15 protein-coding genes are annotated in these 17,390 nt (G+C 43.8%); 3 read left to right on the top strand and 12 right to left on the bottom strand.

From position 1 onward, the window contains the following. Nucleotides 1-175 precede the first annotated feature (175 nt). From brnQ to IGI72_RS01855, 3 genes are all read left to right on the top strand, one after another. The gene (gene brnQ, locus IGI72_RS01865; protein ID WP_086338985.1) at nucleotides 176-1,528 is read left to right on the top strand and encodes a branched-chain amino acid transport system II carrier protein; all 1,353 of its coding nucleotides are present in this window, start codon (nucleotides 176-178) and stop codon (nucleotides 1,526-1,528) included. A 118-nt stretch (nucleotides 1,529-1,646) separates the two neighbouring features. After that, the gene (locus tag IGI72_RS01860) at nucleotides 1,647-3,152 is read left to right on the top strand and encodes a helix-turn-helix domain-containing protein (protein ID WP_005227194.1); all 1,506 of its coding nucleotides are present in this window, start codon (nucleotides 1,647-1,649) and stop codon (nucleotides 3,150-3,152) included. A 360-nt stretch (nucleotides 3,153-3,512) separates the two neighbouring features. Continuing rightward, nucleotides 3,513-3,872: an iron chaperone gene (locus IGI72_RS01855; RefSeq protein ID WP_074934419.1), complete on the top strand. Its 360-nt coding sequence runs from the start codon at nucleotides 3,513-3,515 to the stop codon at nucleotides 3,870-3,872. Nucleotides 3,873-3,935: 63 nt separating this feature from the next. Here IGI72_RS01855 and IGI72_RS01850 read toward each other — a convergent pair whose 3' ends face one another. The 12 genes from IGI72_RS01850 to IGI72_RS01795 form a co-directional block, all read right to left on the bottom strand. Then, entirely contained in the window at nucleotides 3,936-4,289 is a 354-nt protein-coding gene (locus tag IGI72_RS01850) for a hypothetical protein (protein ID WP_005227192.1), read from the bottom strand. Nucleotides 4,290-4,397: 108 nt separating this feature from the next. Further along, the gene (locus IGI72_RS01845; protein WP_015508845.1) at nucleotides 4,398-4,856 is read right to left on the bottom strand and encodes a low molecular weight protein-tyrosine-phosphatase; all 459 of its coding nucleotides are present in this window, start codon (nucleotides 4,854-4,856) and stop codon (nucleotides 4,398-4,400) included. Between the two features lie 3 nt (nucleotides 4,857-4,859). Beyond that, entirely contained in the window at nucleotides 4,860-5,429 is a 570-nt protein-coding gene (locus IGI72_RS01840) for a TetR/AcrR family transcriptional regulator (RefSeq protein WP_005227190.1), read from the bottom strand. Nucleotides 5,430-5,637: 208 nt separating this feature from the next. Beyond that, nucleotides 5,638-7,098 carry a helix-turn-helix domain-containing protein gene (locus IGI72_RS01835; RefSeq protein WP_010748665.1) on the bottom strand — a complete coding sequence of 487 codons (1,461 nt, stop codon included), beginning with the start codon at nucleotides 7,096-7,098 and terminating at the stop codon, nucleotides 5,638-5,640. Further along, nucleotides 7,076-7,567 (bottom strand): hypothetical protein, encoded by a 492-nt coding sequence (locus IGI72_RS01830; RefSeq protein ID WP_015508844.1) that lies wholly within the window; start codon nucleotides 7,565-7,567, stop codon nucleotides 7,076-7,078. Before IGI72_RS01830 ends, IGI72_RS01835 begins: the two co-directional genes overlap by 23 nt. A 44-nt stretch (nucleotides 7,568-7,611) precedes the next feature. Beyond that, nucleotides 7,612-8,412 carry a class A sortase gene (locus IGI72_RS01825; protein ID WP_159161128.1) on the bottom strand — a complete coding sequence of 267 codons (801 nt, stop codon included), beginning with the start codon at nucleotides 8,410-8,412 and terminating at the stop codon, nucleotides 7,612-7,614. Further along, complete coding sequence (locus IGI72_RS01820) at nucleotides 8,402-9,484, bottom strand: DUF916 and DUF3324 domain-containing protein (protein WP_159161083.1); 1,083 nt, start codon at nucleotides 9,482-9,484, stop codon at nucleotides 8,402-8,404. Before IGI72_RS01820 ends, IGI72_RS01825 begins: the two co-directional genes overlap by 11 nt. Nucleotides 9,485-9,551: 67 nt before the next feature. Next, nucleotides 9,552-10,292, bottom strand: coding sequence for a WxL domain-containing protein (locus IGI72_RS01815; RefSeq protein ID WP_060792398.1), 741 nt, complete (start codon nucleotides 10,290-10,292; stop codon nucleotides 9,552-9,554). A gap of 11 nt (nucleotides 10,293-10,303) precedes the next feature. Beyond that, entirely contained in the window at nucleotides 10,304-11,104 is an 801-nt protein-coding gene (locus tag IGI72_RS01810; RefSeq protein ID WP_016609550.1) for a WxL domain-containing protein, read from the bottom strand. Nucleotides 11,105-11,149: 45 nt separating this feature from the next. After that, nucleotides 11,150-11,863, bottom strand: coding sequence for a WxL domain-containing protein (locus tag IGI72_RS01805; RefSeq protein WP_438752836.1), 714 nt, complete (start codon nucleotides 11,861-11,863; stop codon nucleotides 11,150-11,152). After that, on the bottom strand, nucleotides 11,796-12,164 hold the full coding sequence (locus IGI72_RS01800) for an LPXTG cell wall anchor domain-containing protein (RefSeq protein ID WP_010748658.1): 369 nt from the start codon (nucleotides 12,162-12,164) through the stop codon (nucleotides 11,796-11,798). Before IGI72_RS01800 ends, IGI72_RS01805 begins: the two co-directional genes overlap by 68 nt. A 14-nt stretch (nucleotides 12,165-12,178) precedes the next feature. After that, nucleotides 12,179-17,047: a hypothetical protein gene (locus IGI72_RS01795; protein WP_438752833.1), complete on the bottom strand. Its 4,869-nt coding sequence runs from the start codon at nucleotides 17,045-17,047 to the stop codon at nucleotides 12,179-12,181. Nucleotides 17,048-17,390 lie beyond the last annotated feature (343 nt).

Below are 17,390 nucleotides of genomic sequence, written 5' to 3'. Positions count from 1 at the left end.
CTTCCGAGCTTTTTCGTCCTTTTTCAGTACGCTTGGAAGAATTCAATGCTAAGTGTTTTTTTATTCTCTAAACGACAATTGTCAGAATTTATCAAAAAATCACAAAAAACCATTGCTATTTGTTAGAAACTTTGTTATTTTTTTTAAAACTAAGGAATTATAGGAGCTTTCATTTATGGAAAAAAAGTTACAGTTTAAGGATTATATGTATGTTGGATCAATGCTTTTTGGTCTTTTCTTTGGTGCGGGAAATCTGATTTTCCCAGTCCACATGGGACAAGAAGCCGGTGCGAATGTCGGCTTGGCCAATCTTGGCTTTTTAGTAACAGGGATCGGCTTACCGTTTTTAGGGGTGATCGCCATTGGGGTTTCCCAGAGCAGCGGTGTTTTTGAATTAGCTTCTCGAATCAATCGACGCTACGCACTTATTTTTACGATTTTGCTTTATTTAGTGATCGGGCCGTTCTTTGCTTTGCCCCGTTTGGCTACCACTTCTTATGAGATCGGGATCGCTCCCCATGTTTCATCTGACATGCAAACTTGGTTATTGGCGTTGTTTTCTGCCCTCTTCTTTGGCGCTGCCTGGTGGTTTTCTCGTAAACCAAGCAAAATCTTAGATTATGTAGGGAAATTTTTGAATCCATTATTTCTGGTCTTACTAGGCGTTTTGCTGTTTTTTGCTTTTTGGCAACCTCTAGGAACCATCAGCGATGCGCCGATCTATCCTAGCTATCAAAGCGATGCATTCTTTACTGGTTTCACCAACGGCTACAATACCCTTGATGCGCTGGCATCTTTAGCCTTCGGGATCATCATCGTCTCGACGATTCGCAATATGGGGGTTGAAAAACCCACGACAGTCGCAAAAGACACGATCCTTTCTGGTTCTGTCAGCATCGTGTTGATGGGGATCATCTATACCTTACTTTCTTATATGGGAACCAAAAGTCTAGGGCAATTTCCTATCAGCGAAAACGGGGGGATCGCTTTAGCACAAATCGCCAACCATTACCTTGGCACTGTCGGCAGTCTGCTGTTGGCTTTGATCGTTATCTCCGCTTGTTTAAAAACTGCCATTGGTTTGATCACGGCTTTTTCCGAAACCTTTGCTGGATTGTTTCCCAAGCAAAGCTACGGGTTCTTTATCGCTTTGACAAGTATCTTGCCAGCGATCTTCGCCAATGTCGGTTTGACCAATATCATTGAGTTTTCTATTCCAGTCTTGATGTTTATCTATCCACTGGCGATCACGTTGATTTTGTTGGCGATCATCAGTCCCTTGTTTCATCATCGTGCCAGTGTCTATCGAATGACGACATACTTCACATTGATCGCTGCAATCATCGACGGTTTAAATGCAAGTCCTGCACTGATTACCAACAACGCTTTCGTGCAAGGAATCTTGTCTTTTGCGTCAGAATATCTGCCCTTCTTCCAAATCGGGATGGGGTGGGTCGTACCGGCTGCGATCGGATTTTTGATCGGTTTGCTATGGTCGTGGTTCAAAAAAGACCCTGTTTCAGCCTAAATTAGTTAAAAAGATGAAAATAACCTACCTTTTTTTAAAGGGTAGGCTATTTTTTTGATTAAAAAGACTGACAGTTTCGTAAAAAAAAGATACAATAGAGCCACAAAGGAGGATACCTATGTTTTATGAAGAACTTATGATGGACCCGCAAACATTAATTAAATTTAAAATATTCCGGCGTATGCTGACTCTGCAAAACCCTAGCCACCCAATCGCACAATTGGCAAAGGAAATGGAGTTAAGCTACCAACAAGCTTTTATAGAGTTGACTGAGATCGACCAAGATCTAACTGAGTTAACTCCGGATCATATGTCGATACTCGGTCGTGGCGGTAAATTACAGCCTCAGAATATCGCGGTAACGATCGATGAATACCGCTTCTATTTATTGAATAAAAGCGTTCCGTTCTTATATGTTCTTTACATGCTGAATGAAGACCATCCTACGATCACGGATTTTTGTGCAAAATACGATGTCAGTCGTTCAACGGTGTCTCGCAAATTTGAACATCTAAAAAAACATTTGAAGCAATTTCAGCTTCGCTTTACGTACACTGAATCAAACTTGGTGGGCGATGAGCGTCTTGTGCGGCTCTCCCTATTCAATATCATTTGGTTAGGTACTCGTGGAATAGAATGGCCATTTGCGATCGCTGAGAGTGAGACAGAAAAAATGGTGGATCGATTCACGGAGTACTTCCCAATGACTCATTCTTATCTTGGCCGATTAGAGTTGAAGTATTTCGCCGCCTTGATTCTTTTACGAATCAAAAAAGGAAATTTTGCCAAATACGACAAGCGGTACAATTTCCTAATGAAAAATAATCCATATTTCGATTTTGAGCGTTTGACACAAGTCGTTGATCCTGAAGTTTCAATGACAGACAAACAATTAAAAGGCGAATCAGGGTTTATTTACTTGATGGCGCAAATCTTCCCATTCTATTTGAGTCCTGAAGAAGAAGCGTTGCAACAAACCTTGCAATTCTTTTCAAGCAAACAAAACCCAGTTTATCCATTAGTCGCAGACTTGTTAGCAGAGATGAAAGCAACCTTCTTTGCTTCACAACCTGGCCTGTTAGATGAGCCATTGGTCGTGGGCAATTTAATCAATGTGACTTTCGGCAACTACGTTTTCCGTCAGCCGTTTCCAAATATCTATCGCTTGCTGACGCCATCGATCAATCGCGGGTCTGCTGAAGAGCAGCTGCAGCAAAAAATCGATGAATTCTTAACGAGTTATCGCGAAGAATCCGCGGTGGACTATATCAACGATGAAAACCAAGAGCAGATGGCAACGATGTATACTCACGCCCTGCTGCCGTTTTATGATCAAATCCGTTATTCGAATCGTTTACGGGTAGGGGTTGCGTTAGAAGACAATTTCTTAGTCGTTCAAGGATTGAATCAATTCTTACATGACTTGACCTTCGTAGCAGCAGAACCTTATGATCTAAACCAGCAAGAAAACTATGATGTCATCGTTAGTTCCAATCAGTTGATGAAAAAACTCAAACCAGAAAAAATGAGTTATATTTGGGATTATGCGGCAGATGATCGGCAATACATTGATTTGTATCGTACCTTGAAAAACCGTTTTGATGAAAAGAACCTTTCTCTGTAATCAAACCGTTACGGTTTCTTAAGAACTTCCGAAAAGATTTGTCACAAAATATTCATATTTATCTCGTATACTCTATGTATACCAACAAACAACCCTAACTAACACTTTTTCATTTTTAACTCCTTCCCGTCGGCCACCCACCGACGGGTCTTTTTTTGCTTCTTTTCGCAGCCAGCAAACTTAAACACTTTCCAATCTTTTCTCCACAAAAAATTCATATTTGGACAGTATAGTATACATAACCCAACAAACAACCCTAACTAACACTTTTCATTTTTACTCCTTGCCTGTCAGCTACCCACTGACAGGCTCCTTTTTTTCTTACGGGGTTTGCCGTATACTAAAGCCAGGAGGTGTCCTATGACAAAAGCCATTACGACAGTTGACCAATACATTGCAGCAGCTCCAGCAGAACGACAAGCGACTTTAAAAAAGGTCCGTCAAACCATCAAAGCCGTTTTACCTGAAGCGGTTGAAAAAATCAGTTATCAAATGCCTACCTATCATCAGGGAGAAAATATCGTGCATTTTGCCTGCGCCAAACAGCATCTTGGCTTTTATCCCACGCCTTCTGCGATCACGGCCTTCCAAGAAGACCTACAACCCTACAAAACCAGTAAAGGGGCGGTTCAGTTTCCTTTTGCACAGCCGATCCCTTACGAACTGATCGCTGTGATGACCGCTTGGCGACTCGCAGAAGTCAAAAACAAGCACGCTTAACCAGCAATAAAAAAACCGCTGTGTCTAATGACGCAGCGGTTTTTTTGCTATGCACAGGCTTGTTTACAAGCCAGGTTTTGTATTCAAGGTGCTAACTTTCAGCACATGATGCAGGGGAATAATCCGCAGCTGCTGACGGTCGCTTTGTAATTTCAAGACAACTTGTTCTTTTGCTACCGTTTTGCCGACGATCCAGCCGGTAACGGTTTCAAAACCACCCAATTTCTCTGTTTTTACTTGCAGCACGACCAGGTGCTTGGCAGCGGCTGCCTCTTGCAGCGTTCGCTGGATTTCTTTGACTTTTTCAGACTGATTCTTCTTGTCAGCATCATCACTGAAAAAGGTATCCAGCAACGTTGTGGATGTCATCACAATGAGTTTGCCCAATTGTTTGATGGGCGATGGTTTCTTTTCCATTGGACATTCCTTTCTGCGCGTTGCAGCAGTTTATAAAAACCACACATACGTTCGCATTTCCATGGTTCTATTTTAGCAAATTTTTGGTAAAATACAAGCGAACACGCCTTATTTTTCAGAAGAAATAACCTCTAGCCAAAAAGGAATTCCTTCTTGTAGCAGTTGATAGGTCTCTTCGAAATCTCCTGTATAATAAGGATCTGGTACTTCCGCGGTTTCTTTACCAGGAACAACACTCAAATACGAACGGATCTTTGCGGTGGTATCGGCAGGTGCCAGCGCTTGAAGTGTTTCAACATTGCTTTGATCCATGCCGATGATCCAGTCAAATTTGGCAAAGTCTGCTTCTGTGATCTGCCGTGAAATGAGTCCCTCGCTGGATAAGTCTGCTTGACGCAATCTTTTTTTGGTTCCGGGATGAGCAGAATGTCCGACTTCCCATGAGCTGGTCGCTGCCGAATCGATCTGCCAATCCAAATTGCGTTTTGCTATTTCTGCTTTATAAATAGCTTCTGCCATGGGGGAACGGCAAATATTACCTAAACAAACAAATAAAACTTTCGTCATCGCTCACTGCTCCTCTTTTTCATAGATTTGGTGGCCAAAAAATTCCACATCCTTCGCCAAACGAAACAATTGCGTTGCAATCTCTAAAGGGGTCTCTGGAAAGTCGTTGTGAATCCAATTTTCCAAAATACCTCCGCAGCCGTAGGAAAAGAACCGGCTATAAAATAGAATGTCTTGTTTCGTCAATTGTTGCTCTTGATCGACCTCCAAGAACAAGCGCTGAAAAAGCGGTTCTGTGATCTGTAGAAATCCGTTCATTAAGATTTCGCGGTCATAAGCCAGTGATTTGCGGTAAAAGGCCGGCGCTTGTTTCATTGCTTTCAGCATGCGCAAGGCGGCTTCTTCCCAGTTATCAAGGGAGACATCTTCTGTCGTCAAAAAAATCAGGGCATCTTGCCGATAGATCCATTGGATCAAAGCTTTTTTATCAGGAAAATGGTAGTAAAACGTCTGCCGATTGACTTGCGCCTTTTCGGCGATCTCCTGTACGCTGATTTTATTCACTTCTTTGGTCTCACAAAGGGTGATCAATGTCTGGCCAATCACAGCCTTCGTTTGTTTCCCATCCATCATAGGGCACCTCTTTTTCTTCTCTTTCTATCATACCAAATTTTCCTGCAAAAAAAAATCCTATCAAATGGTCCTTTTTCACAGACCTTCCTCGAAACCTTCATCAGAGCAATAGATTTCTGGGCGCTTTTTAAATAGGACAGGTTTCTACAAAAAACGCCTGCCTCCATTTGAGGCAGACGTTGCTTTCGATAGTTAAACGGCAGGTTGCTCATTGTGCCATTTTGGTTTGAAACTGTTCTCTTCGAATCACACTGACTTTTTCAGTGAAATTGGCCCAGTCGATGGGTCTAGGTGGTGCCAGCCATAAGATATGGTCGATCCCCAATGCACCATAAAAGGGTAAGTTTGAAAGAATCAGATGCGTATGATCATCTGGGTAACTTTGGAATTGGACATTTAAATCGAGGATTTTTTCGATATTCTTTTGGATCATCTGATTGTAGGAATCGCCAAATGAAAAGTCCACGCAGACATACAAGGGAACCAAAATCTCTTTTAGCGGAATCGTGGAAATCAACAGAATCAGGTACCTGAAAAACAAAAACTCTTTATTGTTCCATAAGATCGGCCGGTTGCGGCTTTCTTCCAGATAGTTACGGCAAAAGGCAGCATATTCTGGATAGGTTTCAAGAAAATACGTCACATCCATATATTGGTATTCATAGCGAGAACTAAAGGAAAACGACAAGAGCTGATAATGGATCGTTGTCGTTTCAGCATGAAGAAGTGCCAACGTGTCCGCGGTTAAGGAAAACTGCTGTTGGACGGCTTGAATAAAATGCTCGTTTAATTGTTGGATATAGGTTTGTTCTTGATCGATGTAGCTATTGTTGTCGATCAGCCAGCCCTCAACGATCAAAAAGCGCAAAATATCTCGAGCTTCACGCTCTAGCACTTCTTGATCGGTGATCGTCAAAATCTCCTGCAGCCAGCGTTTCAATTCCTCAATGATCACGAGATGTTTGGGCAAGACTAAATCATTTTCCACGCTGTTTTGCAGGTAATGACCATTCGTCATCCGTGCCAAAACGATTCCTAGATAATGTTTCTTGCGAATCCGCATGCGAGCAGACTGTTCTGGTTTAAGCCAGGTGCTTTCATTAAAACGATCAAAGGTCTTTTCTTTTTCCAGGATTTCTTTTGGAAAAGGCGAATGATTCAGATAGTATTCCTTCATAAAAAAGAGAAAAATAAATTCCCTGATCTCACTTTCCTCCCCAACCAGCTGAAATTCTTTCGTCACTTCAATATCATATTCTTTCAAGATCAGTTTGAACTGTTTAAATTCTTTATAGACGGGATTATGGCTTAAATAGTGATTGGTGGCAAATTCGTATAAAGAAGACAATTGCTCAAAAAAACATTCTTTCAACATGGAAAATTTCAACGCTTGATCCAAATAATAGGTCAGCAGTGTATCGGAAGTTGCCAGCCCCGAGGCATTCAGTTTAATGACCGTCCCATCGGTCACGATCTCAAATTCCTCGTTCAATCCAAGTTCATAAAAATCAAGATTCAATTCTTGAACGGTTTTGTTGATCAAAAATTCCGACATGGTCAATTGATCCATCAATGTTTCCTTCGTTTCCGAAAGAGCGACTGCGTTTTCCAAATATTGCAGCATCACCAGTTTTCGTTTGTCCGCCTTATTCAAAAATGTCACAAACATGCGTTTTCAAGCCTCCATTGTTTTTTTGGCCATAAAGGACGTTTCCTGAAAATAAGTAGCACAAGCTGGCAAGATAAGAAGGCTTATCATCGCCATCACCATCTGTATTATTTCCTGGCAGTGCTAGATCGACGTTCAAACGATCCGGCGCAAAGACATCCTCCAGCATGACTCGTTGGGCAAAATGTTTTTGCTTTTCCAAAAAACTGCTTTCTGACAGTGAGGATCGCTCCGGCTCTTTTTTCGGAACGGTTTCTGGTTCAGGCGCGGGTTGTTCTTTGGATTCTTCCATTTCAGTTGGCGGTTCCTCCACTTTTTCTGGTATTTCTTCTGGTGGGTCCGTCGGGACGATTTCTTCTGAGGGGTCCAGCGGATTATAAATGGTCGCAAAAACGACTTGTTCTGTAACAAGATCGATCATTCCGATAATCATGCACGCACCAATGACAAAGCCAAATCTGCGTTTCATTTTATTCACCCTCCTTATCATCAGCGCATCTTCTGATGATGTTTCTACGACGCTGAACGGTCCAACAACTTATGGGCGCCCAGCAGACATCCACTAATTATAAATAAAATAACAAATAAAAGAAACCAATTTTTCATTGATTGTTGTTTCCATACCGTTTCTTGTTTTTCAACCATCACTTTTGCTGCTTTCGGCGTGCTAATTGTCGCCGCTGGTTTTTGTGGATGATCGGCAGTTGCCTGCTCAACAGGAATCGCTGTCAGCACGTACCGTTCTTCTGTTCGAGTAGGTGTAGGACAAGTGATCAAGGTCAATTTTGATGTCTGTTCTTCCTCTAGCACCGACAAGTCCGACTCGTCTACGATTTTTTTATCCGTGATGATATACTGTTGGCTCTCCTCGAGATAGGTCACTGATACTTCCATCCCCACCTGTGCTTCTAGCAACTGACCAAATAACAAACTTTGTCTGCCAAGATGATGCCCTAAAACGACAAAATTGCTATTTTTCAACGAACGTTCGGGAAACATCACGACGCCGCCTCTCAGCAGCTGTTGATTCGTTAGTCCCACCAACAGCGGCTGCTGGAAATCGATCGCCTCGATTGCGACAAAGCCGTACCCAGTGATCGTTGTCGGCTGAGGCGCCAATACATCTGACAGAGCTGGCATTTGGATCGTTTCTTCTTCTGGGATCGTTGCCGGCAGTTGGGTGGCTATCGTCAATTGCGTGGTGCGTAATTGCCAACTGACGATGCTTTCTTTGAGAAAAGGCAGTGCCAGCAAAAGGATACCTACGATGATCAACCCATCGATCAAGCATTTCTCAAGGCGCTCACGCTTCATCCGTTTCATTTTTTTTCTTTCGTCGGTACCATAAAAGCAGCAGCAAGGCGAGTAGTAGCAACAGTCCGCCGATCAAGAAATAAAGCCATGTGTAATCTGTTTCGATCGTCACATCCTTCTTATTAAGATCACGTGCGACCTCTCCCGTCACTGTAAATTCTTTTTCGAAGGTCCATTTATAGAGATAGCTTTCTTCTTCGCCTTCTTCATTTTCAATTTTGTATTGCCCTTCATCGCTTTTTCCACCATAAGCAACGGAAGTCAACACATAGGTCCCTGCTTCTAAACGTTGTCCTTCTAAAGAGATTGGGTACGAGAAGTTGGAATTAGGTGCCATTTGCATTCGTGAGGTATCCGAAGAATACAAGACGTCGCTATCACCTTTTTTCTTCACTTCATTGATCAGGCGTAATGAATTCAAGTAAGCTGCTTCAGGATTTTGAAGGGTGACATTGATAGTATTTCGGGCGTTGACTTGACTTGGTCCAACATCCAGCAGTTTTAGATCCGGTGAAACTTCTGTTGTGTTTTGACGCAGTAAAATCGCAACGACATAGGCATACTCATTCTTGATAGCTAACCCTTGCTCTTCTTCACTGTCAGCAGTATCGGTTTCCTCTGTCGTCTCTTTTAAGGTCAATCCACCTGCGATGACCCCTTCAAAGGATTCTGAAGGCATGGTGATCTTTAAGGGCAAGGTGATTTGGGATTGTTTGGGGATCGTGATCTCTTCATCCACTTCAATCAAATCAGCCATATCATAAGGCAAGGTTTCGTCCGCTTCGATGTCGTTTTCGCCATATTCCACGACTCCGTTTAAGTTTGTGGTAGCTGAAGCGATCACTGGCGCGATGACGACCTCTTGATCGGTGTCATTACGCAATTGAACTTCAACGGTTTGTACCGTACCCGGCGCCATTTTCAAGTCAAAATAAGTTTTTTCTTTATCGATTTGATTTTCTGGAATTACGGGATTGACGGCAAAGTTAAATTCAGAAGCGGTTCCTATCGTTGGTACAAAAAAGAAAATACTTGCGAATAGGAGCGCCAAAAGCTGGTTGATTTTTTTCATGATGGATGTCCCTTCTTTCTATGTATTCTCCTTAAACCACGAAAGGGTTCAAGGAGAAAGCTGGTACTTATGGGTTTGTTGGTGTGTCTGTCAGTAACCAAGTAAACGTGGTGTTGTATTGGCTGGCATATTTTGTCGTTGAGCCTGGAACTTCCAACTCAATGCTATCCATAGCTGCAGCTAAACTATCGCCCCAGCTCATTAGATAGGTCCCTGCCCCTTCGCCATCTTGGGCACTCATCACTAAGGATTGGGCACCATTTGGATTCAATGTGATCGTTGAACTCACATTTGATGGTTTTGGTGACAAGGAAGGTGTTACTACAGTTCCCTTCGTCAAGCGAATTTGCGCGGCGGTCAATTCTTGATCTTCTGCTGTTTTGAACTGACCATTTTGGCGAACATTCAATGTCCAACCGCTCTCTGTTCCCCGATTGTCTGTCACTTGGACAAAATTTGGTCCTTCTTGATTCACATTTGCTGAATCTACGTATTTTTGGGTTTCCGCATGGTAGATCTCTGTTTTTGAGGTGATTTTTTGCGTACCAAAGTAAAGACTTGAAGCAAAATCAATCGATAACGGTCCGTTGGTTCCTGGATTTGGTCCATCTGGGTCCGTTGGGTCAACTGGTTTGATCGGATTTTCTGGATCTGGGTCTGTTGGACTGATTGGATTGGTTGGGTCTGTATTTGGTTCAAAAGTGATCTGTCCGTTTGAATTGTATTCTGCGCTGTCCGCTGCTTGTGCCAGCACAGGAGCAGCGAAGCTTAGCCCTAATACTGAGAGAAATGCTAGTGTTTTTTTCATGTCTATACTCCTTATCCTTCCGTTCCTGGTGTATCTGATAATACCCAAGTTAGTGTAGTCGTGTAGCTAACGGCATCTTTTGGTGTGCTGCCGGGTACAGAAAGTGCGACTGCTTTGGTAACATCTGCTTGTACTTCTTGGCCATCCTTATCTATTTCAGTGACCGTCTCAACGCTTCCCCAAGCGTTGACCCATGTTCCAGCACCCGTTTGATTTGCTGCGGTCATCACCACTGATTCAGCACCTGCTGCATCCAATGTGATCGTCGCTTCTGCCACTGGAGCAGTAACGCCGATCGCATTTGATTTAACGGCAGGACTTGTTAGGGTAATGACAGAACCAGTCAATTCTTGATTCAACGTCGATTCGTTTTTGAATTGACCATTTTGCTTCACAGACAACCGCCAACCAGCATTACTACCGCGATTATCCGTTACTTGAACATAATTGGCAGTTTTTAATGTAGAAACTGTGTCATCGTCATTCAAATACCCTTGTGCTCGTGCATAATAGACTTCGTTTTTATTGGAGATTTTATTGACACCAAAATCTAAGCTAGAGGCATAATCGATCGATAATGGTCCATTCGTTCCAGGGTTTGGTCCATCTGGATCGGTTGGATCCACAGGATTGACTGGGTTTTCTGGATCTGGATTTTCTGGATTGACTGGGTTCGTCGGATCGGTATTTGGAATAAAATCAACCGCCCCATTTGAGGTGTAAGAAGCCGCTTCAGCTGCTGAAACCTCAGTTGCTGCACTCGCTGCTGCCAATACGGCAAGACTTAAAAAGACCCATGCTGTTTTTTTCATTTCTATTTGACACTCCTTTATCTGTTTTACTGAAAATCAGTGATTTTAATTGCTTTCAGGGACATTCTTTAAATTCCAAGTCAATGTCGTCCGATACTCTTTGGCTAATTTTACGGAACTGCCTGGTACATTTAATTTTACTGCCGTTGACCCTTCCGTTGCATTGTTCCCAAACTTGTAGATCCAAGTGCCCATTCCTTTTCCGACAGGTGCGTTGACCAATGTGATTTCACTATCGGGTACAAAGGTATGAATTGCCGTAACCGTTGGTGCATACTGCATATCGGTGACCGAAGTTGCTGCACCTGAGGCGATCGATAATGAAGCCCCGACTAGTTCTTCGTCATCAGCCGTTTTGAATTGTCCGTTTTGCACAACGCTCAATGACCAGCCTTCTTGTGTTCCTCGTTTATCTGTTACTTGCACATAGTTTGGTCCAGCAGCGCCAGCTGTGAACTCTTGCAGCTGTGCGTAATAATCTTTTGTTTCGGAAGTGATCAGTTGGTTGCCAAATTGAAAGCTTGAAGCAAAATCGATCGATAATGGTCCAGCTGTTCCAGGGTTTGGTCCATCTGGATCGGTTGGATCGACGGGATCCACTGGTTTTTCTGGATCGGTCGGATCAACTGGATTGGTTGGATTCGGGTCCGCTTCAAAAGTGATTGCTCCATTTGAGGTGTATTCAGCGGCATTAACGGTTGTTGGTAACAGAGCAGTGCTCATCAATAGAATGCCTGCCGTCAAGAAAAGTTTTTTCATTTTTTGTTCTCCTTTTGATTAAAATGATTCCTGCTGCCAACAAAACGACAAGACCACTGCTTTGATAGCTATTAAAGTGATCCGACCCTGTTGCCGGCAGAATGTTGTTGCCTTTTTGATTTACTTGTTTATTCCCTGGCTGTTCTTTTACGGGCTCTTCTGGCTCCTCAACTGGTTCTTCATAGACACCGAAAAAGGAAGTAATGCCATTGCTGTCATAGGCACCTGCTTCGGCTGCTGAAACGAGCTGAGGAAACATTAATAGACAGCCAGCAATAATACCGATCATGATTTTTTTCATTTATTTTCCTGCCTTTATGGGTTGCCAGGTGCCGAAACTAGCTGCCAGCTCAAGGTTCCTTGATAGTCCCCGACTTTTTGCTGTTCGACTGGAACGGTAAGCTTGATTCCTTCATTCTGACTTTCGCCCCAGTGCTGGTTCACGACGTATGTGCCATTTTCTGTCAATTCCGTTTCCTCGATGATCATTTCCCCACTGGTTATCATCTGTTCTTGACCGTTTGTCACAAAGCGGAAGACATCGGTTAATTGATCTGTCCCATCCGTTAATGGCTGTTGCTCTTTGACCGTCAAGCGCCATGGACTCCGTTCGGACCCTCTCGTATCTTTCACTGCTAGCTCGCCTATAATCGTTGGCCAATAATCTTGTGTTTCTGTGGCAACTTTCTGCTGCCCAAAATCAAAGTCTGTTGGCACACTGCTTAAAATAAGCTCGCCGGCAACTGCGACATTGACGACTTTTTCTGCCCGTTGACTGCCTGCTTCATAATGGTAAGCCGTTGACACATTTTTCAACAGCTCAGCTTCCGTTGCTTGCTGGATCGCGGCAAAAGCTTGTGGATCGACAGTCGGTGGTACATTTGCCCGATTATCTGCAAAAATCGTGGTTGCTTGGGTATAGTCTGCCAAAGCGGCTTCATCTGTCAGTGCCGTTGCTTCTGGTAAGGTCAAACGGACATCTTTTGCATAGACGGCAAATTGCCGATCAGCAGAAATGACACTTTCATTTTTGACCACCACCAGATTCACGGTAGTTTCTGCCTGATTCTGATCGTTTTCCCCTACGGAAAAAGTGACCGCTTGTTTGCGGTAGACCGCTGTTTCTAACGGTTCTTGAATCGCAGCTAAGACCTCATCTGTCAGCGTATCCTTAAAGAAAGGACGCCCGCTGGCTTCGAGATAAGTCACGGCTTGTTCTTTTGTCAGCGATTGTGCCTCTTGCTCTGTAAGGATCACATTGCGGGCTTGGACTTCCGCCTTATTTGAGTAGCGGACACTGATATCGTAACTATACTCCCCATCAGGACTCGTCCAATCAACTGGCTCTGAATCTGGTTGTTCCGTCAACTGCTGCTCCGTGCTATCCAGCTTGCTGGATTTGATTTGACCCGCATAGACCCATGAACCGGACGTTTGGGTTTCTGGTGTGAACGTCAATGTTGGCAATTCCGCTACCGTGTAAGGAATCAATAAACGCCCTTTTTGCACCTGTGTCCCCGCCTGCTCAGTTCCCCATGCTTGCAAAGTCAGCGGCGTATTGTTCTCTTTGACTGCCGTTACATTGTGACTAATGGCACCGATCCCATTCGCGACTCCGGGTGTTTCGACTTCGTAGTTAATGATCGAACCTGGTATTGCAATACCGTACCCATTGGCTGCATTGGTCACATCGTTGTCCCCGATGAAGGTTTTCCCAGTCGCTTTTTCGATCCCGCTGAAATTGATTGGCGTGATTGCTGCAGCATTAGCAGCAGTTGGATTTATGGTCAGTACTTGATAGGCACTAACCGCACCAAACCACGTTCCTTGACTGTTGACTCGAGAACCTGCATCATTGGTCGTCGTTTTCAGCCACGTTAAATGATCTTTGTCCGTATCTGGTGTGGCGAAATCCGAGAGATTGATTCGCCCCGTTCCCGGCGGCGACTCGATCGTCCCTTTGTCTTCTACCGTTAACTTCGCTCCTGAAATCAAATTCGTTGCGGAAGAAATCCCGATACCAGCATCTTTGGAAAGATGGATGTCACCGAACTGATGATAGGTCGTTGCGTGATTGGCAGCAGTCGCTGAACGGCCATTTTTGATGTCTCCCCCATTGGCCATCAGCTTGATGCCGTTTGTCACATTCAATTCGGTAAAGTTGACGATCCCCAGACCCGTCACAGCGATTGGATCAGTTTGATAAGAAGCTGTCCCATCGACATTTTCACCAAAGTTCATCTTCACTTGATTACTGCTGTTGGCTACGATCGTGTTCGTAAAGTTATCTGACGCGTTTCCGCCTGAGATCCCATTGATACTTTTGGCTCCTTGAAGTCGCATCTCGACATCTCTTAAAATTTGATTGGAAGAAATATTGGAATAATACGTGGTGTATAAATTCCCGATACTTGATCCTTCCGCCTGGATATTCATATAAATTTTGCCACTTCTTGTATTGCTAGCAGTCCGTCCGCCATCACCATAGATCGTTGCCCCATTCAGCGCATCTGACCCCGGCTTTGTGTAAATGTTCAATGTAATCGTATTGGAGCTGTCGGTCCCAACGATATTTGTACTGTTAAACGGATTACCGCCTGAGATGTTCGTTCCAGAAGGAAGGGCAAACTCACCATCGTAATTTCTCAAATCCAATGTCAAACTGGCATTTCCTAATAACCGTCCATTGTTCGTAACACCGCCTGAAAAACCATTAGACCCTGTACGCGGAGTACCTGAGAAGTTTCCGCCAAACACTCGATTATCTGAGTTTCCGTTAATGGTGTGGGAAGAAGCGACACCATAAGAGGCACCGAGTGAGGCATTGATCACCCCATCATAAACCGTTACTGCGACATTGCCGGTCACTAATAAGTCATCCCAGCCGCCACCAGATAAAAACCAGTCTACTTGCCCATTATTTACTGTCGTTCGTCCATCTCCGTAAACACGGCGTCCAGTATAGCCTGTTCCTTCTAGCGTATCGACGATCCCAGAGTTCAAAGTATTGGAAGAATTTCCCTCAATGACACCTGAGAAGGAACCACCGTAGGTCCAGCGAGCAACCGTGTTATTCAAGATCGTTTTGGTATTCCCTTTAATATAGATATCCCAAGCTGTTCCTGGATAACCGCCGCCACCAACGATATCCCATCCAGATGAATAGCCTCTCGTTTTATTGCTCGTTGAGTAATCTAGATTTGTCGGTCTGGTTCCTGTGTAAGCAATCCCATCTCCCCCAGGACTACCATCCGAAGTGATCGTACCAACTTCAATCGTCGTATTTCCCTCAACATAGCCGCCTCGACCAGCTGCCGTCGAATAAATCGCACCGTTTGAAAAGGAACCGCTGACTAGATGAGAAGTGATATCGCCATAAACTTTAAAACTTGCCGCTGCTTCTGCCAGTGCTGCTCGTTGCTCAGGAGTATAATTGTCATACGTCGTCGTATTCGAAGCCCCCATTGAACTTTGAGTCAAGGTACTAACGTTGTTTCCCCCACCGCCGTTAAAATCACCAATTCCGCCGACGCTGGCACTCGGTCCCGCTTTCACGGTGTTGACGATGTTTCCTGTGATGGTCCCAGTATTCCGATTGCCACCTTCAAATTCACTCCGTCCAGTGGAATAGCTGCTGGCATCAAGGTTGGTCACGATGGCATCCTTAGAACGGTCAGAGCCGATGTTTCCATAAAATGAACCGCCTACAAACCGATTGGATATCCCTGACCAACCGCCTGCACCCGAGATCGTACTGCGGATCGTTCCATTGATGTTGCCATATTGAACGCCACCAGCAAAAGTACTTAAACGGAAGCTTGCATTGGTGGTTTGAATCGTCGTTTCAACATTGCCTGTCACATTGGCTGTATTGGAAGCGTTTGTTCCAAAACCACCGCCATAATAATTACTTAAGGTCCCATTCAAACGATTGATCGTGACACTGGTATTCCCATCAATCGTACCGATATTGGCACCTCCAGCGATCGTACTGATATTACCTACTGTATTATTTACGACAATCGCTGTATTCCCGGTCAATGTACCACCGTTTTGATTCCCCCCATAAATATTCCAAGTTCCTGAACCTGTCGCATTCAATGTGATCGTTGGGTTTCCCGAAAGGTCGCCATTGTTGCTTCCCCCATAAATCGCAAGACCATTCCCGGTGGACCCACCGTTCAATGAAAGGCTATACCCATTCATGTACATCCTCGTACCACTATAGTTGAGGTTTCGAATCACTACATCAGAACCGAAGTAAATGTCCGTGCCAAGTGCAACCGTGCGACTCCCAGTGGTCAACGTTGTTGCATCTGTGATGGGATCATCACTATGCCCTGTGATGATCAAGCGGCTGACTTTTCCTTGTAGCGCATAAAAAGTCATGTTCGTATTATCGACTGTGGCTGGAATCGTCTTTGAAGTCAGATTCGTTGGCAGTGATAGCGATCCACCCGAGCCAACATACAAAGCAAATTCTTGGCCATTGCCGTTTTGATACATATCAAACAACGCTTGACGAATGCCTTCAGCACTATTGGTGTATTCCGCATATGCTGATCCATCTCCAGCTGGGCTTGGTACAGCGATCACTTTCGTTTTATCGGCTTCTGCAATGATCTCTTTGATCGATTGCTCTGCCAACGAGATGTCCGCCGCTCTTGCCTTAACCGTCGGTTTAAAAACAGCAGTTAAGGTTTGGTTCTCCGTGAGAATCAATTCGGTCAACGCTTGACTTGTATAGACCGTGCCATCTAACGACCAGCCTTCAAAAGCAGTATCATCTTCAAAAACTGGCAACTCACTTTCTTTTAGTGCTTCCCCTTTGTTTTTGCTGATCTGAGTGCGGGTTTCCCCGGTAGAAAATAGATGCTCCGTGTCTGTCAGAAAGGTCACCTGTACTTCTTCTGCAGCTTCCGATGAAGCTTCTGTTTCAGATGAAGCTGTGTCAGTGGCTCCTGTAGACGAATCTGTCGAAGCAGGTTCACTAGATGCTTGCACTTCAGTTTCGTTCGTCTCTTCCAGACTGTCGATCGATGAAACGACAGGGTCAGAAGAAGACATACTTTGTTCTTCACTTGTTTTTGTAACACTTTCGGCTTGTGCCACTACCATTGCATATGAAAAACACGGACCTGATGTTAGTAGAAAAACAAGTAAAGTTGTTAAAAACCGTTTCACTTTATCCCTCCTATCTTAAAAAAATAAACGTATCGCGCAGTGCACGCCCTGTGTTACAACTCTTAGTTTAGCGAGTTGGCGAAAGAGAATTATAATTCTTTTTTTCTTCCATTCAAAATTATGATTATAATTGATTTTTCATAATTCTGATTTTTGTAACTTCCACATCTTAGAGCTATCTGTTACTCATCGATTGAAAAAAAGCGCAAATTATCAGGATGAATCATCGATTCTTTTCAAAAAACTGCTTTTCTCTTTCATAAATCATACAAAAAACGAGGGATAAATCAACACTCATAATTAAATTAAGATGAGAAAAATAAATAAAAAGTTAGAATATTTG

This window comes from Enterococcus sp. DIV1059_2 (assembly GCF_051713685.1).
Classification (GTDB): Bacteria; Bacillota; Bacilli; order Lactobacillales; family Enterococcaceae; genus Enterococcus_D; species Enterococcus_D casseliflavus.
This window is presented reverse-complemented; position numbering and strand designations above follow the sequence as displayed.

Bases quoted from the DNA above. Each gene is read 5' to 3' on its own strand.
- brnQ (WP_086338985.1), top strand. From the start codon at position 176: ATGGAAAAAAAGTTACAGTTTAAGGATTATATGTATGTTGGATCAATG.
- IGI72_RS01860 (WP_005227194.1), top strand. From the start codon at position 1,647: ATGTTTTATGAAGAACTTATGATGGACCCGCAAACATTAATTAAATTT.
- IGI72_RS01855 (WP_074934419.1), top strand. From the start codon at position 3,513: ATGACAAAAGCCATTACGACAGTTGACCAATACATTGCAGCAGCTCCA.
- IGI72_RS01850 (WP_005227192.1), bottom strand. From the start codon at position 4,289: ATGGAAAAGAAACCATCGCCCATCAAACAATTGGGCAAACTCATTGTG.
- IGI72_RS01845 (WP_015508845.1), bottom strand. From the start codon at position 4,856: ATGACGAAAGTTTTATTTGTTTGTTTAGGTAATATTTGCCGTTCCCCC.
- IGI72_RS01840 (WP_005227190.1), bottom strand. From the start codon at position 5,429: ATGATGGATGGGAAACAAACGAAGGCTGTGATTGGCCAGACATTGATC.
- IGI72_RS01835 (WP_010748665.1), bottom strand. From the start codon at position 7,098: ATGTTTGTGACATTTTTGAATAAGGCGGACAAACGAAAACTGGTGATG.
- IGI72_RS01830 (WP_015508844.1), bottom strand. From the start codon at position 7,567: ATGAAACGCAGATTTGGCTTTGTCATTGGTGCGTGCATGATTATCGGA.
- IGI72_RS01825 (WP_159161128.1), bottom strand. From the start codon at position 8,412: ATGAAGCGTGAGCGCCTTGAGAAATGCTTGATCGATGGGTTGATCATC.
- IGI72_RS01820 (WP_159161083.1), bottom strand. From the start codon at position 9,484: ATGAAAAAAATCAACCAGCTTTTGGCGCTCCTATTCGCAAGTATTTTC.
- IGI72_RS01815 (WP_060792398.1), bottom strand. From the start codon at position 10,292: ATGAAAAAAACACTAGCATTTCTCTCAGTATTAGGGCTAAGCTTCGCT.
- IGI72_RS01810 (WP_016609550.1), bottom strand. From the start codon at position 11,104: ATGAAAAAAACAGCATGGGTCTTTTTAAGTCTTGCCGTATTGGCAGCA.
- IGI72_RS01805 (WP_438752836.1), bottom strand. From the start codon at position 11,863: ATGAAAAAACTTTTCTTGACGGCAGGCATTCTATTGATGAGCACTGCT.
- IGI72_RS01800 (WP_010748658.1), bottom strand. From the start codon at position 12,164: ATGAAAAAAATCATGATCGGTATTATTGCTGGCTGTCTATTAATGTTT.